Genomic DNA, 23,740 nt, shown 5'->3' on the forward strand with positions numbered 1-23,740 from the left:
GGGTGTCCACCGAGGACAACCAGGATCCGCAGGCGTCGCGCAACTGGCAGCTTGCCCGCTCACGCGCGCTCATCGACAAGCACGGGTCTGTGGTCGAGGAGTACTTCGACATCGGTCAGTCCCGATCGATCCCGTGGAAGCGACGCCCTGCCGCGTCGCAGCTGCTGGACGTGATCCGTGAGGGGGCGCGGTTTGAGGCCGTGGTCATCGGGGAGCCGCAGCGAGCCTTCTACGGCAACCAGTACGGGCTCACCTTCCCGGTGTTCGTGCACTACGGAATCGGGCTGTGGGTACCCGAGGTGGGTGGGGCGATCGATCCTGACGCCGAGGCGCACGACTTGATCATGTCCGTGTTCGGTGGCATGTCCAAGGGGGAGCGGAACCGGATCAAGATCCGGGTCAGGACCGCGATGGCGGCCCAGGCGCATGTCGAGGGCCGGTTCCTCGGCGGACGACCGCCCTACGGTTACCGGCTTGCCGATGCCGGCCCGCATCCGAACCCGGCCAAGGCGGCCGACGGTCGGCGGCTCCGCGTCCTGGAGCCGGATCCGGCGGCCGGACCGATCGTCAAACGCATCTTCGCCGAGTACCTCGACGGGCTCGGGATCTTCACGATCGCCGAAGGACTCACCCGCGACGGCATCGCCTGTCCGTCAGCGCACGACCCCGCACGCAACAGGCACCGCTCGGGCGCCGCTTGGTCGAAGGGGGCGATCCGGGTCATTCTCGGCAACGCGCGCTACACCGGACGCCAGGTCTGGAACAAGCAGCGCAAGGACGAGGTCCTGATCGATGTAGATGACGTCGCGCTCGGCCACGAGTCCCGGCTGCGGTGGAACGACCAGGACGCATGGGTGTGGTCCACGGACGTCGTGCATGAGCCGCTGATCGGCGTCGACGACTTCCAGAACGCGCAGGACATGCTCAGCGGTGGCGGGCGCGCCAAGTCGCGGACGCGCGAACGGGTCCGGCGGTCCTACGTCCTGCGCGGTCTCGTGCATTGCGGGGTTTGCGAGCGGCGGATGCAGGGACAGTGGAATCACAACCGGCCCTACTACCGCTGCCGGTACCCGCGCGAGTACGCCCTGGCAAACACCGTGGAGCACCCGGGGAACGTCTACGTCGCGGAGGACGACGTGCTGCCCGCGCTGGACGGATGGCTGGCCGGGCTCTTCGAGCCGGAGCAGATCGAGCGGACGGTGGCGGCGATGGTGCGCTCCCAGCCCGACGCCAGGACCGACCCCGCTGCCGCCGACGCCAAGCGGATCATCGCCGAGTGCGAGTCGAAGCTGGCCCGGTACCGGGCCGCACTGGAAGCCGGTACGGATCCCGCCCTGGTCGCCACGTGGACCGCCGAGGTTCAGGCGCACCGGGCGGCCGCGCTCGCACGAGTTCGTAACCACACGCGAACTCAGCAGCAGCCGATGAACGAGACGGAGATCCACGAACTGGTCGAAGCGCTCGGCGATGTGCGTGCGGTCCTCGGCCGAGCCGCTGCTGACGACCGTGCGGCCGTCTACCGCCAGCTCGGCCTGCGATTAACTTACGCACCTGAACTCCGCACGGTGCGCGCCGCGATCGAGATCAGCGCACACTCGTGGGGTTATGGTCTGTGTCCGAGGGGGGACTTGAACCCCCACCCCCTAATACGGGGACTAGCACCTCAAGCTAGCGCGTCTGCCATTCCGCCACTCGGACGCCACGATCTCTCGATCGCGTGCTGGTGAAGCATAACCGAGCCTCCGGACGGGGTTGCGGCCGGGTCGGTCGGAGCGCCGGTGGTAGGAAGACGCCCATGAGCGTCGACCCGAACGACACACCCACCAACGAGGCGGCGAGCGCCGAGGCGGAGGTCGTCCAGCTCTGTTCCGAGCTGATCCGGATCGACACGACCAACACCGCCGACCCGGAGACTCTGGCCGGTGAGGCGGAGGCCGCCGACTACGTGGCGGCCAAGCTGACCGAGGTCGGCTACGAGGTGGAGGTCGTCCAGTCCGGTATGCCGAAGCGGATGAACGTGATCGCCCGGCTGGCCGGGGCTGATCCTTCGCGAGGCGCGCTGCTGATGCACGGCCATCTCGACGTCGTCCCCGCGGACGCGAGCGAGTGGTCGGTGCATCCCTTCTCCGGCGCGGTGCAGGACGGCTACGTGTGGGGCCGCGGCGCCGTCGACATGAAGGACATGGACGCGATGATGCTGGCGGTCGCGCGCCGCTTCAAGCGTGAGGGCGTCGTCCCGCCGCGCGACATCGTGTGGGCCTTCGTCGCCGACGAGGAGGCCGGCGGCAAGTGGGGCGCCCAGTGGCTGGTGGAGAACCGGCCGGATCTCTTCGAGGGCTGCACCGAGGCGGTCGGCGAGGTCGGCGGCTTCTCGCTCACCCTCGGCGAGGACCAGCGGGCGTACCTGATCGAGGCCGCCGAGAAAGGCATCGCCTGGATGCGGCTGCGGGCCAAGGGAAAGCCGGGCCACGGCTCGTTCCTGCACGACGACAACGCCGTCACGATCCTGGCCGAGGCCGTCGCGCGGCTGGGGAACCACACGTTCCCGCTGGTCGTGACCCCCACGGTGCGGGCGTTTCTGGATCGGATGACCGAGCTGACCGGGGTCGAGTACCCGGAGGACGATCTCGAGGGCGCGCTGGCGAAGCTCGGCCCGATCTCCCGGATCATCGGTGCCACCGTGCGGGACACCGCGAACCCGACGATGCTCAACGCCGGGTACAAGGCGAACGTCATCCCCTCGACGGCCGAGGCGGTCGTCGACTGCCGGGTGTTGCCGGGGCGCGAGGAGGCCTTCCTCGCCGAGATCGACGAGCTGCTCGGGCCGGACGTCGAGCGGGAGTGGGTCACCGACCTCCCGGCGGTGGAGACGCCGTTCGAGGGCGCGCTGACCGACGCGATGCAGGCCGCGCTGCGGACCGAGGACCCGACGGCCGAGATCGTCCCGTACATGCTGTCCGGCGGGACCGACGCGAAGGCGTTCTCCGCGCTCGGGATGAAGTGCTACGGCTTCGCGCCGCTGCGGCTGCCTCCGGAGCTGGACTTCGCGTCGCTGTTCCACGGCATCGACGAGCGGGTTCCGGTGGACGCGCTGACCTTCGGGACCCGGGTGCTGGACCGCTTCCTGCGGACGGCCTGACGCGGCGGCGGCGTCCGGACCGTCGGGCCCGCGTGGCTGTCTCCCCGCCGTCGGATCGGGCAGGGTGGCCGGCATGGATCTCTCGGGCAAGGTCGCACTGGTCACCGGCGGCGCATCCGGCATCGGTGCGGCCGCCGTGGACCGGTTGGTGGCAGCGGGTGCGCAGGTCGTCGTGGTGGATCTCGACGGGGCCGGGGCCGCCGCGGTGGCGGGCAGGTCGGGCGGGTTCGCCCTGCAGGCCGACGTGACCGATCCCGCGGCGATGCCCGCAGCGGTCGCCGCCGCGGAGGAGCGGTTCGGCCGGCTCGACGTTGTGCTGCTCAACGCCGGGATCACCGGTCGCCAGACGGGCGTCGAGAACCTGGATGTGGCCGGGTACCGGCAGATCGTCGGCGTCAACCTCGATCACGTCGTGTTCGGGCTGACCGCCGCGGTCCCGGCGCTGCGCCGCGCCGGTGGCGGGAACATCGTGGCGACCTCGTCGCTGGCCGGTCTCGTCCCGCTGCCGGGTGACGCGCTGTACGCCGCGACGAAGCACGCGGTCGTCGGCTACGTGCGGTCGGCCGCGGAGACCCTGGTGGCGGACGGGATCCGGGTGAACGCGGTCTGCCCGGGTTACGCCGACACCCCGTTGATCGCCGAGGTACGCGAGCAGTTCGGCGACTTCCCGATGCTGTCGGCCGACGACGTCGCCGCGGCCGTCGAGCAGATCCTGGACCGCGGCGAACCGGGAGAGTGCTGGTTCGTCCAGCCGGGCCGGGAGCCCGCGCCCTACGGTTTCCGCGGGGTGCCCAGCCCGCGGGGCGCCGGACGTCCGCCGGAGGTCGGCCTGCACGGCAGCGGATCCGGAACAGGGGGTTGACCTCGACCGAGGTCGAGGTTGCACCGTGGTCCGCATGGCAGAGCTGAACCACACCATCGTCCTCTCCCACGACAAGCGTGCCGGGGCCACCTACCTGACCGAGATCCTCGGACTCGCGCAGCCGCAGCCGTTCGGCCCGTTCCAGGTCGTCGAGACCGCCAACGGCGTGAGCCTCGACTATCTCGACGCCGCAGCGGATACGGAGATCGCGTCGCAGCACTACGCGTTCCTGGTCTCGGATGCCGAGTTCGACGCCGCGTTCGCCCGGATCCGGGAACGGGGCGGCGAGTACTGGGCCGATCCGGGTCGAACCCGGGCGGGCGAGATCAATACGAACGACCGCGGCCGAGGGGTCTACTTCGAGGACCCGTCGGGACACCTGATGGAGATCCTGACCGTGCCCTACGGCGGTTGAACCAGTCCCGGTGAGACGCGCGCCTGTCAGAACCGTGCGCATCAGAACGGTGCGTCGGCGACACCGGCGGCGAGCCGGTCCGCCAGCCCCGGATCGCGTAGCAGAGCGAGCACCCCCGGGCCGCGGCGCCCGGCCCCGGCAGCCCCGCGCGGACCGACCGGTGTCGGTTCGGCGACGTGCACGTGCCCGGAGGGCGTGGTCCATCGGGTGCTGCCGTCCGGGAGCAGCCGGACCTGCCAGCCCGGGCTGTGCTTGAGCAGATGGTGACTGCGGCACAACGGATGCAGGTTGTCGGACCGGGTCGGGCCCGTGCCGCCGGCCGGATCGTGCGGGACGACATGATCGAGATCGCAGCGGTGTGCGGGGACCCGGCAGCCCGGATGGGTGCACGTGGGGTGTTGCGCCCGGACGAACTCGGCCAGTGCGGCGTCGGGCCGGTACCGGGTGGTGTCGCGATGCAGGACACGACCGCTCACCGGGTCGGTGATCAGCCGGTACCAGACCGTGCCGGGGGCGAAGGCCAGCGCCCGGGCGTCGGCAGCCGGGATCGGGCCGTGGCCGGCGAGCTCCGCGGGAGCCTCGTCGGCGCCGAGCAGGGTGTCGAGCGGGACGGTCACGTTGATCCGAACCGAGATGGTGGGGTGGGGCGGCTGCGGGATCCCGGAAGGGGTGGGCGCGACGCCGGGCACGTCGGCCGGGGGCGCCGCATCGGCGGTCGCCGCCGTGCCCTCGCTGGCGTGTCCGGTGGGGCGCAGGACCAGGTCGGTGAGTGCGTCGGCCCGCCGCTGGTCCATGGTGCGGACGTCGGCGCCGTCGCCGCACGGGCGGTGCCGGGCGGTCTCGTCGAGGACGGCGTAGATACCGGTGGCGGCCGCGGCGGGGAGGAACGCCCGCAGCACGGCCATGCCGTCGGCGTCGGGTTGCACGGTGACACCGCGGGTACGGGTGGCGCGCTCGCGGCGCCGGACGGGCAGCCCGCTGTCGGCCAGCGAGACCAGGAACCGGCGGATCGCGGCGCCCAGCTGTCCGGTGGTCTGGGTGGCTGCCTTGGGCAGGACGGTGGCCTGCAGCCGGGCAGCCTGTGCGGGATCGAGGCCCACGGTGCCCTCCAGGATCTTCCGGGTCTTCGGGGCGGTGAGCAGGCCGGTGCGGGCAAGCGCCGCCGTCGGCGCCAGTGTCGGATCCTGGTGCAGGAGCCGGGCGCGCTCGAGGCGGGCGAGCACGGCTGCCCCGGTCAGGTGGAGGATCAGCTGGATCTCGGCGGTGGCCGAGCGGGAAGCGTGTGCCGGGGTGTCGAACGGCCCGGGCGGGCCGGACCCGGGCCGGCGGGGATCCGGGACGGCGGCCCGTTCGGCGGCGGTGACGTAGCCGGCGATCTCGACCTCCTGCTGGGCCTGCAGCCAGCTGATCGCGCGCTCGAACGCGGCGATGCGTTCGAGACGCTCGTGGTCGGACGTGCCCCGGCCGGGTGGCCGCTCCAGGACGGCGATCAGGCCCGAGTCGGGGACCTGCTCGGACCACCGTGGTGAGGTGGCTGGCGGGGGTGCCGCCGGGGCCCCGCGCGCTCCGGGGGTGGCTGCGGTGCCGCCCGGACGAGGGGCCCCGGCTGCGCCGGGCACCCGGCTCGCCGCGCCGGCCCGGCCGGAGCGGCGGCGCCGGCCCCGCCGGGACCCACCGCGAGGCCGGGGATCGGCGACCACGACCGGAGACGCGGCATCGTTGCAGCTGGGAGCGCTGTCATCGAACATGCGGTCGAGTATGCCGGGAGTCTCCGACAACCTCGGCCCCGATCTCGTCCGCTGTGGACAACTCCGGCCACGATCACCCGGACGGAGCAGGGCCTCCGGGATCAGCGCTGCGCCAGGATCCAGGCCGTCAGGTACGAGCGGGAGTTGCCGTCGTCGATCCGCTCGTCGGGCAGTGCCCGCGCCGCGGTGGCTGCGGCCTCCGGATCGGCCAGCGCGAGATACATCAGGATCGAGTCGGCGTAGGGCACGTCGAACCCGGCAGGCGTGGCGGCGGCGACGTTCTGCCGGATCCGTTCCGGCTCGCCGCGCAGATACTCCGCGACCGGTGACATCGGGATCAGCTGGATCGCCAGGATCGCCGACGGCTCGGCGGAGAACCACGTCGCGTGGTCCCGCTTGCCACCCCAGTTGATCCCGATCACGCTGTGCGTGAACTCCGGGAAGGCCGTGAGGTCCGGTTCCACCCAGTGCCGCATCGCCGCGGCGGCCTCCCGGGACAGCATCGCCACCGCCCGGTCCCGCTGCGCGGTGTTCCCGCGCAGCTCCGACCACAGTGCCAGACCGTTGTACGCCGAGACCGACTCCGAGCTGGACTCCTGGTTGTTGCCGTCGCCGAACGGGCTGAACCCGGACGCCCAGGAGTGCCCGGCGAACGCGTCGAACGCCCGGTACTCGGGGAACTGGGGTGTCCGCGCCGGGCTGCCGACGTCGGCGGCCAGCAGATCGACGACCGGGCCGATGCGCTCGACGAGCTCCGGGTCGTCCCGGCCCAGCAGCGCGGCGGCGTAGAGGAAGTAGCCGTAGTGGAACTGGTGGTCGTTGAACTCCTCGGAGCCGAACGAGGCCTCCAACCCGACCATCCCGCGGATCACCGGGTCGTAGACGAAGCAGTGCGTGCTCCGAGCGGCGCACCCGGCGGGATCGGCCCACCGTTCCAGCAGCGGGACGAGCTGGTCGCGCACCCGCTGCGCGGTCGGTTCCATGCCCAGATCGGACGCCAGCCGCATCAGCGTCGCGGCCCGCACCAGCTGCTTCCCACCGAAGTAGGTGTCGGCGGCGTCGAGGGTCAGCTCCGCGACGTCCCGCTCGACCAGCGCGCTGAGCTCGGCCCGGCCCGCGTCGTCGACGCCGGACAGGTCCAGCGTCCCGGACGGCGTCAGCACCGGTTCGCCGACCGTGAGCGTCGAGGACCGGCACACCGGCATCGGCCCGTAGACGGTGCTGAACCGGCCGACCGGATCGCACCCGGCGTCCGCACCCGGCATGGCTCCCGCGATGGTGTCTCCGCCCTCGGTGCGGTAGGTCAGGGTGGAGCGGACCGTGTCGCCCGCGATCTCCTCGGTCACCGAGCCACCGGTCACCGCGACCCGGGCGGCGTCGGCGAACACCGCCGGGTCGCCGTCCGGCGGGACCGCGTAGAACGTCGCCGATCCGCCGGCCGGCAGGGTCAGCACGGATCCGGTCAGCTCCCCGTCGGTGACGACGCCGTAGCGACCGTCCCGGATCACGACGGTCCCGTCCGCGTCCAGCGGTTGTGGACCGACGGTCAGGTCCTGCCCGGTCGTCGCGGTGTAGCGGACGAACGGCGAGCCCCGCGTGAGCAGCAGCCGTCCGGTCTCGGAACCGCCCGCGTCGAGCATCGCGACGGTGACCGTCAGGTCGTCGTAGTCGACGACGCGCAGGTCGCTGCTCCCGAGCGGGACGTCCAGCGCCGGGGTGTGCGAACCGAAGATCGTCGCGCCGTCGGCGCGGACCTCCGGCAGGCCGAGCGACAGGCCGTCGTCGCGGACCGCGACGGACAGCGGCAGCGGGAACACCGGCTGCGGCTCGTCGGGGAACACCAGCCCGGCGAACCAGCGGTTGGTCGGCGGGACCTGGTCGTCGGCCAATCGCATCACCGGCGGGACGCCGACCGAACGCTGCGGCAGCCCGGCGACCGACGCGGCGATCACCGGATCGGTGGCGGTGATCCCGCCCGGGCCGTCGGCGCCCGACGGCACCAGGCGCGCGACGGCCACGGCGGCGATGACCGTGACGACCGCGACGGCGAGCAGTACGAACGGCCACCGCGACCGGCGGCGACGGCCGGGGAGCGGCGACCGGCGACCGGCCGGTGCCGCCGGGGTCCGGCCGGACGGCCCCGCCGGGGGACGGGGCTGCGGTACGGCCGGGCGGTGCGGCGCCGACGACGGCCGCGCGACGGCGGCGCGTACCGGCGTCGTCGGCGAGTCCGTGCCGGACCGGGTGGTGGGTGCGCCCGGCGGGGCCGGCCGGCCGGGCGGTGCCGGACGCGGGTGCGGGAGGGACGGCGGTTCCGCCGGTCGGACGGTGTCGGCGCTGCGCCGCCGTCGTCCGCCGGGCGCGCCGGGCACGTCGGGGGCGGCGTCGGGGACGTCGACCGACCAGGCGTCCGGACGGTCCGCGGAGTGTCGGCTCATGAGGTGAACCCGCCGAATCCGGTGAGATCGGTGATCCAGGCCGAGGCCCGGGTGACCAGGTTGTCGTTGCGCAGGTGCAGGGTCGCCTCCACCGGGGTCCCCACGGCGAACAGCCCGTCGGCCGTCGAGTCCGCGAGCTCCGGGCTGTGGGCCTGGACGACGGTCCGGGCCTCACCGTCCTCGGTGCTCACCTGCACCCGTCCGGCCTGTGCGGTGATCCGTTCGTTGTTCGGCAGCACGACGTCGACGGTCGCGTTCGGCGGCAGCCGGGCGTAGTCCGGTGCGGTCAGGATGAACTCGGCCTCGATGTAGAGCGACCCGGCCCGCTGGACCGTGGCCAGCTCCGAGTTGGCGGCGACGAACGCACCGATCGCGTAGCCGACGGACTCCACCCGGCCGGGGTCGGTCGCGGTGACGACGAGGGTGCTGCCGTCCTTGATGCCGTAGGGCACCCTGTCCGGGTCGAGCAGGCCCTGTTGCAGGTCACGGGACAGGGTGGCGCTCTGCACCTCGAACAACGGCTGCCCGACGCCGACCTCGTCGCCGACCTGGACCAGCTGCTCGGTGACGGTGCCGGAGTAGTCGGTCCCGACCGGGTAGCTCTGGGCGGCGAGCGCCGCGGAGTGGCCGCGGACGATCCCGTTGCGGGCGTTGAGGGTCATCGTGAGGACCGCGACGAGCAGCAGTACCGCGGTGATCCCGAGCCCGAGCCGCAGCCTGCGTCCGGCGCTCACCGGGTGCTCCGCGCGTGCCTGGCCGGGGCGTGGGTGGGCAGCGGGTGCGGGCCGCTCGGGGCGTCCCGGGGCAGTGGAACCCGCGCCGCACCCGGGGCAGGACGGGCGCAGGGATCGCGCGGCCGTGGTTCGACGTCGAGGCGGCGCTGCTGGGGCTCGGGGTCGAGGCGGCGCTGCTGGGGCTCCGGGTCGAGGCCGTGCTGCCGGGGCTGGGGGTCGGGGCCGCGGCGCTGCCGACGTCCGGCGTCGAGGTCGCGCTGCCGCGGCACGGCGACCGGGGCGCCCGGTGAACCCGTGGGGCGGGATACGGCGGGGGAGCGAGGCACATCCGGAGCGCCGGTCGAGGCGGGGGAGTGCGGTGCCCCGACGGAGCCGGTGGCCGCGCTGGGGGACCGGGGCATCTCCGGAGCGCCGGTGAAGGCGGGTGCCGCGATCGAGTCGGGCGCGACCGGGCGGGGGCCGGCGGGAGCGGACCCGGACCGGCGACGGGACCCTCCTGCGGGGCGGGCCGGGTCCGGCCGGGCACCGCCGCGGGCCCGCTCCACCGGGCCGGACGGGGGCCCGGCGATCCACTCGTGCGGCGGTCCGCCGGCCCGGTGCGGCCCGGTGACCGGCGCGCGGGCCCGGTCCGGGCGCCGCGGATCCTGCGTCCCGCTCCGCGCGGCCGCGACGGGCACCGGCCGGCGGCCTGCTCCGGTGACCGGGCCACCGGCCGCCGGGCGCGCGGCCTCCCGCCGCGCGGGCGGGGAGCCGAGCGGCGCGGCCGGCGCCCCGGCCACGGCGGAGCGGATGCGCGGGGCGGGCAGCACCGGCGTCGTCACCTTGCGGTCGTGCTCACCGACCGGCTCCCGGCCGAGCCTGCGCAGCCGGTCCAGCTCCCGGGCCTCGGCCCGGATCCGCCGCGACTCCCGGACCGCGGTCGCCACGAACGCCCCGAGCACGGCGGTGTTGAGCAGGTTCCAGAACAGCGCCAGATCGAACGTCCGGATCTGCTGCGCCTGCCACAGCCCGACCACCGACGTCGCGGCCAGGAACACGAACGCCAGCAGCTGCGGGCCGATGAAGGCGAACGGCGAGTTCCGGACACCCTTGCGGCCGGTCACGCTCCACGCCTGGTCCCGGCGCAGCAGCGCGTTCACGAACGCCTTGACGTAGATCGGGAACGACGCCGACGCCAGCAGCAGCGTCTCCCAGCGGAACGAGCCGATCGTGAACAGCGCGACCGCGATCTGCATGAAGTAGAAGCCCGCGTAGTACAGCACCCAGGTGAGCACCGGGACGTCCGGCGAGATCGGGGTGATCCCGAAGTAGATCTGCATCGGCGGCACCAGCAGCAGCAGTCCGGGGGCGATGCCGACCAGATAGAACGTCGCCGTGCCGAGATACTGCAGCCGCTGGTCGAGGGTGAGATTGCGGCCGCGTCCCATCGGGTTGGCCCGCAGCAGGATCTCGAACCCGCCGGTGGCCCAGCGCAGCTGCTGCTTGGTGTAGGTCTCGATGGTCTCCGGGGTGTGCCCGACGGCCAGCTCCAGCCCGATGTAGACCGAGCGCCAGCCGCGTTCGTGCAGCTTCATCGACGTCCACACGTCCTCGGACTTCGACTCCTGCCAGATCCCGCCGATCTCGTTCACCGCGGTCCGCCGGAACACGACGTTCGTACCGACGCAGAACGCGGCGTTGAACCTGTTCTTCCCGGGCTGGGTGAACTTGTAGAACACCGTCTGCATGTAGCCCGCGCCGCGCGAGATCAGCCCGCCCAGGTTGCCGTAGGTCTGCGGCGTCTGGACGAACGCGACCGTCGGATCGGCGAAGAACGGCACCGTCTCGAACAGGAAGTCCCGGCGGGCGACGAAGTCGGCGTCGAGGATGACGAACAGCTCGCCGTCGGTGACCGACAGCGCGTGGTTGATGTTGCCGGCCTTGGCGTGCGCGTTGTCCTCCCGCGCGACGTACTCCGCACCCAGCTCGGCGGCCAGCTCGCGGACGGCCACCGACCTGCCGTCGTCGAGCACGTAGACGGTGTGCTCGCCGTCCATCGCGACGGCGGCCGTGACGGTCCGCCGGATGTCGCCGAGCGCCTCGCCGTAGGTGGTGACGAAGACGTCGACGCCGACGGGTACGCCGTTCAGGTGCAGTGGATCGGTGCGCCGGCCGATGCCGATCGCCCGGGTGGACTCGCCGTCGGCACCGTCACCACCGCCGTAGAGCCTGCGCTGCGCCTCGTTGAAGGTGAAGTCGCGCGGGTCGTAACCGCTGGACAGAATGGTCCACAACGACAGCAACGCCTGCAGGACGATGATCGACTCGGCGAGCAGGACCAGGGTGTACGCCGGCCAGTCGCCCCGGTTCGAGAAGTCGAACAGGAACACCGTGTAGGCCAGCACCCCCAGCGCGGCCACCAGCACGATCGCCATCAGCGACGGCGATGCGGCGACGTCCTGGCTGCGGGTACGGCGGCGGTCGTCGCCCGGGGCGGCGACGGGTTGTGACGGGGGAGCGACGGGCCGCGAACGGCGGACGGACATGAGGACGCACTCCGGGGGTGGGTCGCGAGCAGGCCCTGGACGTCCTCGGCCTGGGCACCGGGCGAAGCGGATCGGTCAGCACCGGTGCCGGGATTCGGGGAGCGGCGAGTGGCGCAGACCTCATCCTTTCGAGTGGCGCCACCGTGGCACAAGGTCGGAAACCTCACGCTGTGTGGTGCTAACGCGGAGCGTGATCACCGCGATGGGTGACTGTTACCGGGCGGAACGCCTCAGAACGTCGGCTCGGGGACCAGTCCGATGTCACGGTGGGTGAGCCTGCGTCGGAGCACGACCTTCCGGACGCCGCCCGGGTAGAGCCGCAGCCGGGCCAGCTCCCAGCCGGAGAACTCGGCCTGGATGGCGAGCCGGACCGATGCGGTCAGCCGGGTGACGTCGCCGTCGATCCGGACCGGGCGGTACTCGTAGCGGTCGTCGGTCCAGCTGTCGCCGTCGCGGACGCCGGTGGACCGGCCCCCGCCCCGGCGATTCCCGTCGAGTTCCTCCGACCCGCTCTCCGCCATCCGTGCCCTCCTGGACCCGCTGCCTCGCCGTGTGCCGTCCCGGTGCCCGCGGGATGAACGGCGGGTGCTGACGACGGCTCCCACCATAGGCTCGCGCGGCGCCCGGGTTCCACCGCCGCGGTACTAGCGGACGGGGTCGCTCACGTCGTCCAGTGCGGTCCGGATCTCGGCGGGCAACGTGACGTCCTCGGCGGCCAGCGACGCCCGCAGCTGCGCCGCGTCCCGCGCCCCGACGACCGCGGTCGCCACCCCCGGCCGGTCCCGCACCCAGGTCAGCGCGACCACCAGCGGCGAGGTGCCGAGCCCGTCCGCTGCGGTCAGCACCGACTGCACGATCCGGGCCGAGTGCTCGGTACGGCGGGCCTCGACGTAGGAGGCCAGCAGCGCGCTCGCGCCGCGTGAGTCGGCCGGGGTGCCGTCGGTGTACTTCCCGGTCAGCACGCCGCGCCCGAGCGGCGCCCAGGCCAGGATCCCGAGCCCGTGGTGCCGCGCGGCGGGGAGCAGCTCGGCCTCCGGCTCGCGGGCCAGCAGCGAGTACTCGACCTGGGTGGACACCGGCCTGCTCACCGCCGGGTCCGGCCCGGCACCGGCGCCCGCGGCGACCGTCGCGAGCTGCCAGCCCTGCGGCGCGACCAGCCCGGCGTAGCGCGCCCGGCCCGAGTACACGGCGACCTGCACCGCCGACAGCATCTCGTCCACCGGCACCCGCGGGTCCCAGCCCGGGAACTGCCACAGGTCCAGGTGGTCGACGCCGAGCCGGCGCAGCGTGCCGTCCAGCGAGCGCAGCAGCGCCGCCCGGGAGGCACGCGCGGTGCCACCCCGGCCCGGGGCGTCGATCGCGGAGCCCCGCCCGGCGAGCACCAGGTCGTCGCGGGAGACGGTGCCGCGCAGCAGCCCGCCGAGCACCTGCTGGGCGGCGCCGCCGCCGTAGTCGTCGGCCGTCTCGACGAACGTGCCGCCGGCATCGACGAACGCCGCCAGCTGCTCGCCCGCCTCGGCCGGTGAGGTGTCCTCGCCCCAGGTCATCGTGCCCAGGCCGATCCGGGACACCTCCAGGCCGCTGGAGCCCACGGGTCTGCGTTGCACGGTTCACGAGCCTAGGCGGGAGACCGTCCGACACCGTCGAGGGCGCGCGCTGTGACCCCCGTCTCCGCGAGTACGGTGACCGCCCGTGATCGATCAGGTTCTGCGTCCGGCAGCAACACCCGTCGGGGGTCGCCCGTGAGCTGGCTCGAGGTGATCGTCCTCGGCCTCGTGCAGGGCCTGACCGAGTTCCTCCCCGTCTCGTCCTCCGGGCACATGCGGATCGCGTCGGAGGTGTTCTTCGGGCGCGATCCGGGTGCCGCCTTCACTGCCGTCTCGCAGATCGGGACGGAGGTCGCGGTGATCGTCTACTTCGCCAAGGACATCTGGCATCTGTTCACCACCTGGCTGCGTGGCTTCCGTGACGCCGAGGTCCGCCAGACCGACGACTACCGGCTGGCCTGGCTGGTGATCATCGGGTCGATCCCGATCGCGGTGCTCGGCGTGCTGTTCAAGACCCAGATCGAGACGGTCGCCCGGAGCCTGTGGCTGGTCGCGGTGATGCTGATCGTGTTCGGCGTGCTGCTCGGGCTGGCCGAGCGGTTCGGTAAGCAGAGCAAGCCGATCGAACGGATCACGGTCAAGGACGGCATCGCGCTCGGTTTCGCCCAGGCGATGGCGCTGATCCCGGGGGTGTCCCGGTCCGGCGGCACGATCACGGCCGGGCTGGCGCTCGGGCTGACCCGCCCCGCGATCGTGCGGTACTCGTTCCTGCTGGCGATCCCCTCGGTGTTCGGGGCCGGGCTGTTCACGCTGCCCGACGTGTTCGCCGCGGACGGGCCCTCCGGCCTGCAGATGCTGGTCGCCGTGGTGATCGCGTTCGTCGTCGGCTACGCGGTGATCGCCTGGCTGCTGCGGTTCGTGCAGAACAACACCGTCTACGTGTTCGTCGCGTACCGGATCGCGCTGGGCGTGGCGCTGCTGGCGGCGCTGTCGATCGGGGCGATCTCCGCGACCTGACCGACCGGCTGCTGCAGGCCGACCTGCCGGACCGGTCCGCGTAACCTCGGACGGCGTGACGACTTTGATCCTGCTCCGGCACGGGCGTTCGACGGCGAACACCGCCGGAGTCCTCGCCGGACGCACCCCCGGCGTCGAGCTCGACGACCGCGGCCGGGAGCAGGCCGACGCCGTCGTCGACCGGCTCGCGGCCCTCCCGATCGCCTCGATCGTCACCTCACCGCTGACCCGCTGCCGGCAGACCGTCGCGCCGCTGGCCGCCACCCGCGGCCTGGAGCCGGTCGTCGACGACGACCTGGCCGAGGTCGACTACGGCTCGTGGACCGGGCGGCCGATCTCCGAGCTGGTGTCCGAGGACCTGTGGAAGGTCGTCCAGGCGCACCCCTCGGCGGCCCGCTTCCCGGACGGTGAGTCGCTGGCCGCGATGCAGGCCCGCTCGGTCGCCGCGGTCCGCAGGCAGGTCGCCCGGGTGCGGGCCGAGCACGGGGAGCACTCCATCGTGCTGGCCTGCAGCCACGGCGACGTGATCAAGGCGGTGCTGGCCGACGCGCTCGCCTGCCACCTCGACAACTTCCAGCGGATCGTCGTCGACACCTGCTCGGTGAGCGTCATCACATACACCTCGCTGCGGCCGTTCGTGGCCCGGATGAACGAGCAGTCCGGTGACGTGGCGAGCCTGGTCCCGAAGCCGCCGCAGGAGCAGGACGGCCAGGGCGGCGAGGGCTCGGAGACCACGTCGGACGCCGTCGTCGGAGGCTCCACGAACGCGTGAGGCCGGAGTGATCCAGCTCGCGCATCCGGCGGATCGGCGCAGGTCGCGGCGACTCCGCGGGGTGGCGGGGATGCCCCCGGCCCCGGTGTCGCCTACCCTGGCAAGGGTCATGGCACGCGTCATCCACGTCTTCCGCCGCCCCGACCGCTTCGTGGCCGGGACCGTTGGCGAGCCCGGCGATCGGGCCTTCTACCTGCAGGCGATCGAGAGCTCCCGGACGATCAGCGTGCTGCTGGAGAAACAGCAGGTCACCGTGCTGGCGGAGCGGATCACCGCGCTGCTCGGCGAGGTGGCGAAGCGGTTCGGCGAGGAGAACCTCCGGGAGAGCGCCGACGCCGCCGCGTCGCCGCGGTCGGACACCGATCCGCTGGCCGTGCCGCTGGAGGAGGAGTTCCGGGTCGGCACGATGGGCCTGGGCTGGGACGCCGACTCCAGCTCGATCGTCGTCGAACTGCTCGCGGTGACCGAGGAGGAGATCGACGAGTCGGTCGTGCTCGACGACACCGAGGAGGGCCCGGACGCGCTGCGGGTGTTCCTCTCGCCGGACGAGGCGAAGGCGTTCGCCGACCGCGCGGAGAAGGTCGTGTCCGCGGGCCGGGCGCCGTGCCCGCTGTGCGCCGAGCCGCTCGATCCCGAGGGGCACGTCTGCGTCCGGCTCAACGGCTACCACGACCGCAACCCCGTGGCCGAGACCGAGTGAGCGGCCGGGCCCCCGACCTGCGCGACCCGGCCGTCATCGAGGTCCTGACCCGCGGTCGTATCGAGATCACCGGCCGGCTGGTCGACGCCTCCAACGCCACCCTGTTCGGCACCGCGGCCCTCGACGGGATCGAGCTGCGCTGTGTCTACAAGCCGGTCCGCGGCGAGCGCCCGCTCTGGGACTTCCCGGACGGCACACTGGCCGGCCGGGAAGTCGGCGCCTACCTGGTGGCGGAGGAGTCCGGGCTGCGGGTCGTACCGCCGACGGTGCTGCGCGAGGAGGCGCCGTTCGGGCCGGGGATGGTGCAGGCCTGGGTCTCCTCCGGCGACGAGAGCGCGCTCACCGGTGGCGCCGACGCCGATGAACCCGGCAGCGGGTTCGGCGCCGAGATCGACGAGGAGACGATCCAGCTCGCCGCCGAGTCGCTGGTCGAGCTCTGCGAGCCCGACGACGTCCGGGACGGCTGGCTGCCGGTGCTGCGGGCCCGCGACGGCGCCGGTGACCCGATCGTCCTGGTACACGCCGACCATCCGCAGCTGCGGGCGATGGCCCTGTTCGACGTCGTGGTCAACAACGCCGACCGCAAGGGCGGCCACGTGATCCTCGGCGGGGACGGCGGCGTCTACGGCGTCGACCACGGCCTCACCCTGCACAGCGAGCCGAAGCTGCGGACGGTGCTGTGGGGCTGGATCGGCGACGAGCTCGGCGAGGAGCACACCGCCGCGCTGAAGGAGCTGCGCGCCAAGCTCGCCGGGGACTTCGCCGACACACTCGGCGAGCACGTCACCCGCCGCGAGGTCGCCGCGCTGCGCTCGCGGATCGACCACCTGCTCGCCGAGCCGCGGTTCCCGGGGCCGGACGGGTTCGGGCCCGCCATCCCCTGGCCGGCCTTCTGAGGCCCGGCCCCGGGCGGCTCACGACGTGAGGTGCAGCTGCCCGAGCCGTCGGGTGGCCCGGGTCATCGACACGTAGAGATCGGCAGGCTCGCGTTCCCGGATCCGGCCCGGATCGACGATCAGGACCGAGTCGAACTCCAGTCCCTTCGACGACGACGGCGTGTGCACCGCCACCCCGGCGACTGCGGCGGGCAGCGGATCGGCGTCCTCCGGGACGATCACCGCGAGGGTCCCGCCGTCGAGCCGGCTGCGCTCGGCGTCCAGCACGGCGGACAGCACGGCGGACAGCTCCGCCGGCGGCACCGTCCGCTCCCACGGCTGCTCACCGGTCTCGCGCACCGAGTCCGGCGGCCGGTGCTCCGGCGCGTAGGTCGCCAGCACGGCGGCGGCCGGGACCATGATCTCGGCGGGAGTCCGGTAGTTCACCGTGAGCGAGCGGTGCGTCCAGCGCTGCGCGAGGTGCGGGCCGAGCACGTCGGCCCAGCTCCGGGCGCCGGCCGGGGCGCTGCGCTGGGCGAGATCGCCGACCGCGGTGATCGACCGGGACGGGCAGCGCCGCAGCAGCACGTGCCAGTCCATCGCGGACAGCTCCTGCGCCTCGTCGACGACCAGGTGCCCGTAGCGCCAGTCGCGGTCGCCGGCGGCCCGCTCGGCGACCGTCAGCGGGACCCCCGGGACGTGCCGGGCGGCGAGCTGCTCGGCGGTGACGAAGTCGGAGGCCCGCAGCTCGTCGGCGTCCTCGCCGGCCAGGTCCCGGTCGGCGGAGGTGAGGACGGTCAGCACCCCCTCGGCGTAGCGCGCGTCCGGCTCGGCGATGCTGCTCTTCGCTGCCGCGGCATCGGCGGGGAGCGGGCCGAGCAGCTCGTCGAGCTCGTCGAGCAGCGGGGCGTCGGCGACCGTCCAGGGCGATCCCGGCGCGCGGTACAGCACGGACAGGTCGGTGCTCTCGACCGAGCCGTCGACAGAGCCGTCGACCGAGCCGTCGACAGAGCCGGGGTCGGTGCTGCCGCCCGGGGCGTGGTCCGGCCCGCCGCTCGCGGCGGCGAGCCGGTCGAGTGAACCGAAGAGGTCGGCGAGCGCCCGCTGCGGGGTCAGCAGCGGCCAGAGCGCCTCGACGGCTTCGTGGAACTCCGGCGCCGCGCGCAGCTCCTCGCGCAGCTCGTGACGCAGCTCGGCGGACACCTCGGCGGCGCCGGCCGGCTCGATCTCGGGCAGGTTCAGCCCGGCCAGCAGCTCGGCCAGCTCCGGCGGGTCCTCCAGCCGGGTGTCCAGGCGTTCCAGCCCCTGGTCGACGAGCAGCCTGCCGAGGGTGTCCCGGAACGTCGACCGGGCGGCGTTGTGCTGCTGCCCGGTCGCCCGGGCACGCCGGCGGGCCTCCCGCGCCGTCGCCCGGTCGAGCTCGAGCGTCACGTCCTCCAGCTCGATCCGGATCGTCTCCGCGGGCAGCTCCTGCCGGTCGGCGACGGCCCGGCGGAGCGCCTCGATCATCGTCAGGTCGCCCTTGCGGCGGGCGACCTCCGGCGGGTCGGCCGCGGTCGCGACGACCCCGTGCGCCAATCGCCCCGGCGTGGTGAACACGACGGCCGACTCGCCCAGCGCGGGCAGCACCCCGCCGACGTAGCGGATGAACCCGGCGCTGGGACCGACGACGAGCACGCCGCTGCGGGCCAGCCGGTCCCGGTGGGTGTAGAGCAGGTAGGCGACCCGGTGCAGCGCGACCGCGGTCTTACCGGTGCCCGGACCACCCTCGATCACGACGGTGCCGGCCAGCGGCAGCCGGATGATGTCGTCCTGCTCGGCCTGGATGGTGGTGACGATGTCGCGCATCGTCGATCCGCGCGGTGCCTTCAGCGCGGCCAGCAGCGCCGGATCGGACGCGGCCTCGGTGTCATCGGCGAGCTCGCCGTCGAGCACGTCGTCGTGGAAGGTCGCGACCCGCTCGTCGGGGGCGGTGCCGGCCAGCCGGAAGTGCCTGCGCCGGGTCACGCCGAGCGGGGTGACCGGGGTGGCGCAGTAGAACGGACGGGCGGCCGGTGCCCGCCAGTCGATCAGCGCGCTCTCGCCGTCGGCCGGGTCGGTCAGCCCGATCCGCCCGACGTAGGTCGGAGCGCCCTCGCGCTGATCGAGCCGGCCGAAGCACAGTCCGGCCCGCGCGGCCCGCAGCGCGCCGGCTCGTTCCGACCAGCGGAACTCGGAGACGTCGCGCTCCCAGCGGGCGCTGAGCTCCTCGCCTGCCGGGGTGGCCCGGGCCGTCGCGGCGCGGCCGTCGACCGCGGCGAGTTCGCCGGTGAGCAGGCCGTGCAGCCACCGGAGCCGGGTGGTCTCGGCGGCGAGTTCCTCGTCGAACCGGGGGCTGGTTCCGGGCTTGTCGGCCGTGCTACAATTGAGGTGTACCGCTGTGGCTTTGCTCTCTGAAGGCACTCCACAGGGTAGCGCATCCCGATGCGCTCCGGCGCGTTCTGCCGGCCACTGCTTTTTATTGACCACTGCTTTCTGCTCACCGCCGCTCTCTGCGCTGTTCGCCTGCGCGGGTCCGGTACGTCCCGGATCCGGGTTAGCGTCTGCGGTCATGGCCACAGCCCATCCCGCCCTGCCGGAATCGCAGCGGATCACCGTCTCCGACACCACGCCGTCGGGGACCACGCTCTCCGTCCTGGACACCGGCGGATCCGGTCCACCCGTCGTGCTGCTGCACGGCTGGCCGGACCGGGCGACGCTGTGGGCCCACCAGATCGGGGCCCTGGCCGCTGCCGGTTACCGGGTGATCGCCCCCGACCTGCGCGGGTTCGGCGACTCCGATCGCCCGGAGGGTGCCGAGAACTACCGCATCGGGCTCGCCGCGGCCGACGTGCTGGGGGTGGCCGACGCGCTCGGCGTCGGCGACTTCGCGCTCGCCGGGCACGACTGGGGCTCCTCGCTCGGCTGGGCGATCACGCTGCGCTCGCCGCGGGTCACCCGCTACGCCGCGTTCTCGGTCGGCCATCCGGCCGCGTTCGCCTCCGAAGGGCTCGTCCAGAAGGCCAAGTCCTGGTACATGCTCTGGTTCCAGTTCCCCGGCGTCGCCGAGGAGGTCCTGCCCGCGGACGACTGGGCGTTCCTGCGGTCGTGGGCGCACGGATCGTTCCCGGCCGGGCATCCGTTGCCTGCGCAGCAGATCGCCGACCTGTCCCGGCCGGGCGCGCTCACCGCTTCACTCAACTGGTACCGCGCCAACATCGACCCGGCTATGTTCGTGCCCACGGAGCCGTTGCGGCTGCCACCGGTCCGGGTCCCGGTGCTCGGGGTCTGGAGCGATCGGGACATGGCGCTGACCGAGAGCCAGATGCGGCGTTCCGCGGAGTTCACAGAGGACTTCCGGTACGAGCGAGTCGAGGGGGCGGGACACTGGATCCCGGCGGAGGCCCCCGAGCGGACCAGTGAGCTCTTGCTCGACTTCCTGCGCTGAGCCGGGCCGCTCGGGTGACCGAGCGGACATCGGACAGTCCACATGCGTCGCGACGGTAGAGGATAGGACCGGACGAACGCCGCGGCTTCGGGCCGCGCACGGCGAGACGGAGGAGCACGGATGGCGGAGAAGAGCCGGATCGGGGTCACCGGGCTGGCGGTCATGGGGGCGAACCTCGCCCGCAACATGGCTCGCCGTGGCTTCACGGTGGCGGTGCACAACCGCACCACCGCGAAGACCAACCAGTTCATCGAGGATTACGGCCACGAGGGCGCCTTCACCGGCGCCGAGTCGCTGCAGGACTTCGTCGACGCGCTCCAGGTGCCCCGCACGATCGTCGTCATGGTGAAGGCGGGCAAGCCGGTCGACGCCGTGATCGACGAGCTGGCGCCGCTGCTCGACCAGGGCGACATCATCGTCGACGCCGGGAACTCGCACTTCCCGGACACCGACCGGCGTACCGCGCACTGCGCGGAGCTGGGTCTGCGGTTCATGGGCATCGGGGTGTCCGGCGGTGAGGAGGGTGCGCTCAACGGGCCGAGCATCATGCCCGGCGGGGACCCGGCCGCCTACGGCGAGATCGCCGACGTGCTGACCGCGATCGCGGCGAACATCGACGGCACCCCGTGCTGCGCGCACGTCGGGCCGGGCGGCGCCGGGCACTACGTGAAGATGGTGCACAACGGCATCGAGTACGCCGACATCCAGCTCATCGCGGAGGCCTACGACCTGCTGGCGCACGTCGGCGGACTGTCCGCCCCGGAGATCGGGACGATCTTCGAGCAGTGGAACACCGGCGACCTCGAGTCGTTCCTGATCGAGATCACCGGCATCGTGCTGGCCAAGACCGACGAGCGGACCGGCGGGCCGCTGGTCGACGTGATCACCGACCAGGCCGAGCAGAAGGGCACCGGGCGCTGGACGGCCATCGACGCGCTCGATCTCGGCGTCCCGCTGACCGGGATCACCGAGGCCGTGTTCGCCCGGACGCTGTCCGCGCTGCGCGACGAGCGCCGGGCCGCGTCGACGACGCTGGCCGGGCCGGCGCCGAAGCCGGCCACCGACGTCGACCGGCTGGTGGAGGACGTCCGGCAGGCGCTGTACGCGTCCAAGGTGGTCGCCTACGCGCAGGGGTTCGCGCAGATGCGCGCCGCCTCGCAGGCCAACGGCTGGGATCTCGATCTCGGCGCGATGGCCCGGATCTGGCGCGGCGGCTGCATCATCCGTGCCCAGTTCCTGAACCGGATCACCGAGGCCTACGAGTCGCACCCCGATCTCGACAACCTGCTGATGGTCCCGTACTTCACCGAGGCCGTCGGGAACGCCCAGGACGCGTGGCGACGGGTGGTGGTGACGGCGACCGAGCACGGCGTCGCGATCCCGGCGTTCTCGTCGAGCCTGAGCTACTACGACGGCTACCGCCGTGAGCGCGGCCCGGCCAACCTGATCCAGGGGCTGCGCGACTACTTCGGTGCGCACACCTACCACCGGATCGACGGCGACGGCGCGTTCCACACCCGGTGGAGCCAGGACGGCGCGGAGGTCCGCACCGACTGACCCGGACACCCGACAGCCCTGTCCGACGGGCCCCCGCCCGGCGCGCCGTCCGCGGCGCGTCCCGCGGGTGCCCGTCGGGCCGGGGCGCCGGTTAGTCTCGTGGCATGGCGCAACCGTCGGTACGGCGGACCGAGCGGTTGTTCCGGATCGCGATGCTGGTCAAGGGTGTGGACGGGGCGGCTGAGCTGCTCGGTGCGATCGCGTTGCTGCTGGTCTCCGGGGACTGGATGCACCGGGTGGTCGCCCAGGTGCTGGCCCGGGACCTGCTGGGCCCGCCGGACGCGCCGCTCGCCCGGCACCTCACCGGGGCCGTCGACGACGTCACCGGCGGCGGCCGGACGTTCGTCGTCGTCTACCTGGCGCTGCACGGCGTGATCAAGCTGGCGCTGGTGTGGGCGCTGCTGCGCCGGTGGCTACCGGCCTATCCGCCGGCCGTCGTGGTGCTGGGACTGTTCGTGGTCTACGAGCTGGTGCACGCCTGGCACACCGGCTCGGTGCTGCTGCCGGTGCTCGCGCTGCTGGACATCGCGATCATCGTGCTGGTGGTGCGGGAGTACCGGCTGTTGCGCCGGGAACGCGCGGGGTGAACGGCGCGCCGGGACGCCGGGGCGCAGGTCCTCCCGGTGAGCGGCGCCCCGAGCGGCCGGCGGGACGGGCCGCGCCGGATCAGGCCGCGAGCGGCAGCCCGCGCAGCACCGCCCGCGCCGCCGCGCGCCCGGCCCGGTCCGCGCCGATCGTGCTGGCCGAGGGCCCGTAGCCGACCAGATGCACCCGCGGGTCCGCGACGACGCCGGTGTCCAGCGGCTCGCCCATCACGATCCCGCCGCCGGGGCCGCGCAGCTGCAACGGTGCGAGATGGCCCAGCGCCGGACGCCAGCCGGTCGCCCACAGGACGACGTCGGCGGGCTCGGTGGTCCCGTCGGCCCAGCGCGCCCCCTCCGGGGTGAGCGCGGTGAACATCGGCCGCCGCCGCAGCACCCCGCTCGCGATGCCGGCGCGCACCTGCGGGGTCAGACCGAGCCCGGTCACCCCGACGACGCTGCGTGGCGGCAGGCCGGCCCGAACCCGCTCCTCGACCAGCGCCACCGCGGCCCGGCCGCGCTCGGCGTCGAACGGGCCGTCGTTCCACACCGGTTCGCGCCGGGTCACCCAGGTCGTCGCGGCGGCATACGGGGCGATCTCCAGCAGCAGCTGCACCGCGGTGATGCCACCGCCGACGACCAGCACCCGCAGGCCGGCCAGCTCCGAGGGGCCCGGGTAGTCGCGGGCGTGCAGGCTGCGCCCGCGGAACGACGCGGCCCCCGGGTAGGCCGGCACGAACGGCCTGCTCCAGGTGCCGGTCGCGTTGACCACCCGGTCCGCGGTCCAGGTCCCGCGGTCGGTCTCGACGAGCAGGGGACCGGTCCGGTCGCCGGATGCCGCGTCGTCCGGCGCGGTGTCCGGGGCTGCGCCTCGTCCGGCGTCCGGCGCCCTGCCCGGTGCTGCGTCCCGCCCGGCGTCCGGCGCCCTGCCCGATGCTGCGTCCCGCCCGGCGTGTCGTGCCCCGCCCGGCGCTGCGTCCCGCACGGCGTGCACCCGAACGGGGCGGATCACCTGCAGGTCGAACGTCCGCTCGATCTCCGCGAAGTAGTCCGGCACGGCGTCGCGGGCCGGGCGGTCCGGATCGGCTCCGGGCTCGTCGAACCCGGATCGGACGCCCGCCAGGTCGTGGATGCCGTTCACGGTGCGCATCACCAGGGTCGGCCAGCGGTGCCGCCAGGCGCCACCAGGGCCGTCCTCGCCGTCGAGTACCACCATGTCCCTGCCGGGCACCAGCCCGCCCCGGCGCAGCCCGGCCGCCGCGGACAGCCCGGCCTGCCCCGCACCGATCACCACCACCGATCCCCGCCACACATCCGGCGCAACGCCGGGGCCCGCCGGACTCATCCCGGTGAGCGACCGTCGT

Annotated in this window: 18 protein-coding genes, 1 tRNA gene and 1 pseudogene; 11 read left to right on the top strand and 9 right to left on the bottom strand. The window is 73.4% G+C overall.

From position 1 onward, the window contains the following. Window positions 1-2 precede the first annotated feature (2 nt). Window positions 3-1,124 (top strand): annotated as a pseudogene (locus Pdca_RS37960) (recombinase family protein); the annotation flags it as partial. 489 nt (window positions 1,125-1,613) lie between these two features. Here the strand turns inward: Pdca_RS37960 and Pdca_RS08355 are convergent. Continuing rightward, window positions 1,614-1,698, bottom strand: a tRNA-Leu gene (locus tag Pdca_RS08355). A 97-nt stretch (window positions 1,699-1,795) separates the two neighbouring features. Between Pdca_RS08355 and Pdca_RS08360 the strand changes: the two genes are divergently transcribed. From Pdca_RS08360 to Pdca_RS08370, 3 genes are all read left to right on the top strand, one after another. Continuing rightward, window positions 1,796-3,139 carry a M20/M25/M40 family metallo-hydrolase gene (locus tag Pdca_RS08360; RefSeq protein WP_085913769.1) on the top strand — a complete coding sequence of 448 codons (1,344 nt, stop codon included), beginning with the start codon at window positions 1,796-1,798 and terminating at the stop codon, window positions 3,137-3,139. A gap of 73 nt (window positions 3,140-3,212) precedes the next feature. Further along, a complete protein-coding gene (locus Pdca_RS08365; RefSeq protein WP_166665919.1) occupies window positions 3,213-4,001 on the top strand; it encodes an SDR family oxidoreductase in 789 nt (262 codons plus the stop codon). A 34-nt stretch (window positions 4,002-4,035) separates the two neighbouring features. Beyond that, a complete protein-coding gene (locus Pdca_RS08370) occupies window positions 4,036-4,416 on the top strand; it encodes a VOC family protein (protein WP_085913820.1) in 381 nt (126 codons plus the stop codon). Between the two features lie 41 nt (window positions 4,417-4,457). Here Pdca_RS08370 and Pdca_RS08375 read toward each other — a convergent pair whose 3' ends face one another. The 6 genes from Pdca_RS08375 to Pdca_RS08400 form a co-directional block, all read right to left on the bottom strand. Beyond that, window positions 4,458-6,164 carry an HNH endonuclease signature motif containing protein gene (locus tag Pdca_RS08375; RefSeq protein WP_125911324.1) on the bottom strand — a complete coding sequence of 569 codons (1,707 nt, stop codon included), beginning with the start codon at window positions 6,162-6,164 and terminating at the stop codon, window positions 4,458-4,460. A 101-nt stretch (window positions 6,165-6,265) separates the two neighbouring features. Then, window positions 6,266-8,602, bottom strand: a complete 2,337-nt coding sequence (locus tag Pdca_RS08380) for a glycosyl hydrolase (protein ID WP_085913766.1) — start codon at window positions 8,600-8,602, stop codon at window positions 6,266-6,268. Beyond that, the gene (locus Pdca_RS08385) at window positions 8,599-9,336 is read right to left on the bottom strand and encodes a hypothetical protein (RefSeq protein ID WP_085913765.1); all 738 of its coding nucleotides are present in this window, start codon (window positions 9,334-9,336) and stop codon (window positions 8,599-8,601) included. Before Pdca_RS08385 ends, Pdca_RS08380 begins: the two co-directional genes overlap by 4 nt. After that, window positions 9,333-11,861, bottom strand: coding sequence for a glycosyltransferase family 2 protein (locus Pdca_RS36325; RefSeq protein ID WP_197719954.1), 2,529 nt, complete (start codon window positions 11,859-11,861; stop codon window positions 9,333-9,335). The genes Pdca_RS08385 and Pdca_RS36325 overlap by 4 nt, the downstream gene beginning before the upstream one ends. Window positions 11,862-12,091: 230 nt before the next feature. After that, window positions 12,092-12,382 carry a DUF5703 family protein gene (locus Pdca_RS37485; protein ID WP_085913764.1) on the bottom strand — a complete coding sequence of 97 codons (291 nt, stop codon included), beginning with the start codon at window positions 12,380-12,382 and terminating at the stop codon, window positions 12,092-12,094. Window positions 12,383-12,505: 123 nt separating this feature from the next. Next, complete coding sequence (locus tag Pdca_RS08400) at window positions 12,506-13,468, bottom strand: aldo/keto reductase (protein ID WP_085913763.1); 963 nt, start codon at window positions 13,466-13,468, stop codon at window positions 12,506-12,508. Window positions 13,469-13,603: 135 nt separating this feature from the next. On the opposite strand from Pdca_RS08400, the gene Pdca_RS08405 reads away from it, so the two are divergent. The 4 genes from Pdca_RS08405 to Pdca_RS08420 all read left to right on the top strand — a co-directional run bounded on the left by Pdca_RS08405 (window position 13,604) and on the right by Pdca_RS08420 (window position 16,793). Continuing rightward, on the top strand, window positions 13,604-14,425 hold the full coding sequence (locus tag Pdca_RS08405) for an undecaprenyl-diphosphate phosphatase (protein ID WP_085913762.1): 822 nt from the start codon (window positions 13,604-13,606) through the stop codon (window positions 14,423-14,425). 55 nt (window positions 14,426-14,480) lie between these two features. Next, window positions 14,481-15,197, top strand: a complete 717-nt coding sequence (locus Pdca_RS08410; RefSeq protein WP_085913761.1) for a histidine phosphatase family protein — start codon at window positions 14,481-14,483, stop codon at window positions 15,195-15,197. Between the two features lie 109 nt (window positions 15,198-15,306). Further along, the gene (locus Pdca_RS08415; RefSeq protein WP_085913760.1) at window positions 15,307-15,897 is read left to right on the top strand and encodes a DUF3090 domain-containing protein; all 591 of its coding nucleotides are present in this window, start codon (window positions 15,307-15,309) and stop codon (window positions 15,895-15,897) included. Further along, window positions 15,894-16,793: an SCO1664 family protein gene (locus Pdca_RS08420; RefSeq protein WP_232021466.1), complete on the top strand. Its 900-nt coding sequence runs from the start codon at window positions 15,894-15,896 to the stop codon at window positions 16,791-16,793. Before Pdca_RS08415 ends, Pdca_RS08420 begins: the two co-directional genes overlap by 4 nt. Before the next feature lie 18 nt (window positions 16,794-16,811). Here the strand turns inward: Pdca_RS08420 and Pdca_RS08425 are convergent, their stop codons facing one another. Further along, window positions 16,812-19,214 carry a UvrD-helicase domain-containing protein gene (locus Pdca_RS08425; protein WP_232021467.1) on the bottom strand — a complete coding sequence of 801 codons (2,403 nt, stop codon included), beginning with the start codon at window positions 19,212-19,214 and terminating at the stop codon, window positions 16,812-16,814. A 148-nt stretch (window positions 19,215-19,362) separates the two neighbouring features. Between Pdca_RS08425 and Pdca_RS08430 the strand changes: the two genes are divergently transcribed. The 3 genes from Pdca_RS08430 (at window position 19,363) to Pdca_RS08440 (ending at window position 22,382) form a co-directional block, all read left to right on the top strand. After that, window positions 19,363-20,238 carry an alpha/beta fold hydrolase gene (locus tag Pdca_RS08430; protein ID WP_085913759.1) on the top strand — a complete coding sequence of 292 codons (876 nt, stop codon included), beginning with the start codon at window positions 19,363-19,365 and terminating at the stop codon, window positions 20,236-20,238. Between the two features lie 120 nt (window positions 20,239-20,358). Further along, window positions 20,359-21,795 carry an NADP-dependent phosphogluconate dehydrogenase gene (gene gndA / locus Pdca_RS08435; RefSeq protein WP_085913758.1) on the top strand — a complete coding sequence of 479 codons (1,437 nt, stop codon included), beginning with the start codon at window positions 20,359-20,361 and terminating at the stop codon, window positions 21,793-21,795. Window positions 21,796-21,899: 104 nt separating this feature from the next. Then, window positions 21,900-22,382, top strand: a complete 483-nt coding sequence (locus Pdca_RS08440) for a DUF2127 domain-containing protein (RefSeq protein WP_085913757.1) — start codon at window positions 21,900-21,902, stop codon at window positions 22,380-22,382. Window positions 22,383-22,461: 79 nt separating this feature from the next. Here the strand turns inward: Pdca_RS08440 and Pdca_RS08445 are convergent, their stop codons facing one another. Then, complete coding sequence (locus tag Pdca_RS08445; RefSeq protein ID WP_307724063.1) at window positions 22,462-23,670, bottom strand: flavin-containing monooxygenase; 1,209 nt, start codon at window positions 23,668-23,670, stop codon at window positions 22,462-22,464. Window positions 23,671-23,740: the final 70 nt, after the last annotated feature.

The sequence above is a fragment of the Pseudonocardia autotrophica genome, assembly GCF_003945385.1.
GTDB classification, from domain to species: Bacteria; Actinomycetota; Actinomycetes; order Mycobacteriales; family Pseudonocardiaceae; genus Pseudonocardia; species Pseudonocardia autotrophica.

What these genes read in the sequence shown, in the direction of transcription:
- Pdca_RS08365 (WP_166665919.1), top strand. Translation starts at nt 3,213, where the DNA reads ATGGATCTCTCGGGCAAGGTCGCACTGGTCACCGGCGGCGCATCCGGC.
- gndA (WP_085913758.1), top strand. Translation starts at nt 20,359, where the DNA reads ATGGCGGAGAAGAGCCGGATCGGGGTCACCGGGCTGGCGGTCATGGGG.
- Pdca_RS08415 (WP_085913760.1), top strand. Translation starts at nt 15,307, where the DNA reads ATGGCACGCGTCATCCACGTCTTCCGCCGCCCCGACCGCTTCGTGGCC.
- Pdca_RS08360 (WP_085913769.1), top strand. Translation starts at nt 1,796, where the DNA reads ATGAGCGTCGACCCGAACGACACACCCACCAACGAGGCGGCGAGCGCC.
- Pdca_RS37485 (WP_085913764.1), bottom strand. Translation starts at nt 12,382, where the DNA reads ATGGCGGAGAGCGGGTCGGAGGAACTCGACGGGAATCGCCGGGGCGGG.
- Pdca_RS08440 (WP_085913757.1), top strand. Translation starts at nt 21,900, where the DNA reads ATGGCGCAACCGTCGGTACGGCGGACCGAGCGGTTGTTCCGGATCGCG.
- Pdca_RS08430 (WP_085913759.1), top strand. Translation starts at nt 19,363, where the DNA reads ATGGCCACAGCCCATCCCGCCCTGCCGGAATCGCAGCGGATCACCGTC.
- Pdca_RS36325 (WP_197719954.1), bottom strand. Translation starts at nt 11,861, where the DNA reads ATGTCCGTCCGCCGTTCGCGGCCCGTCGCTCCCCCGTCACAACCCGTC.
- Pdca_RS08380 (WP_085913766.1), bottom strand. Translation starts at nt 8,602, where the DNA reads ATGAGCCGACACTCCGCGGACCGTCCGGACGCCTGGTCGGTCGACGTC.
- Pdca_RS08370 (WP_085913820.1), top strand. Translation starts at nt 4,036, where the DNA reads ATGGCAGAGCTGAACCACACCATCGTCCTCTCCCACGACAAGCGTGCC.
- Pdca_RS08375 (WP_125911324.1), bottom strand. Translation starts at nt 6,164, where the DNA reads ATGTTCGATGACAGCGCTCCCAGCTGCAACGATGCCGCGTCTCCGGTC.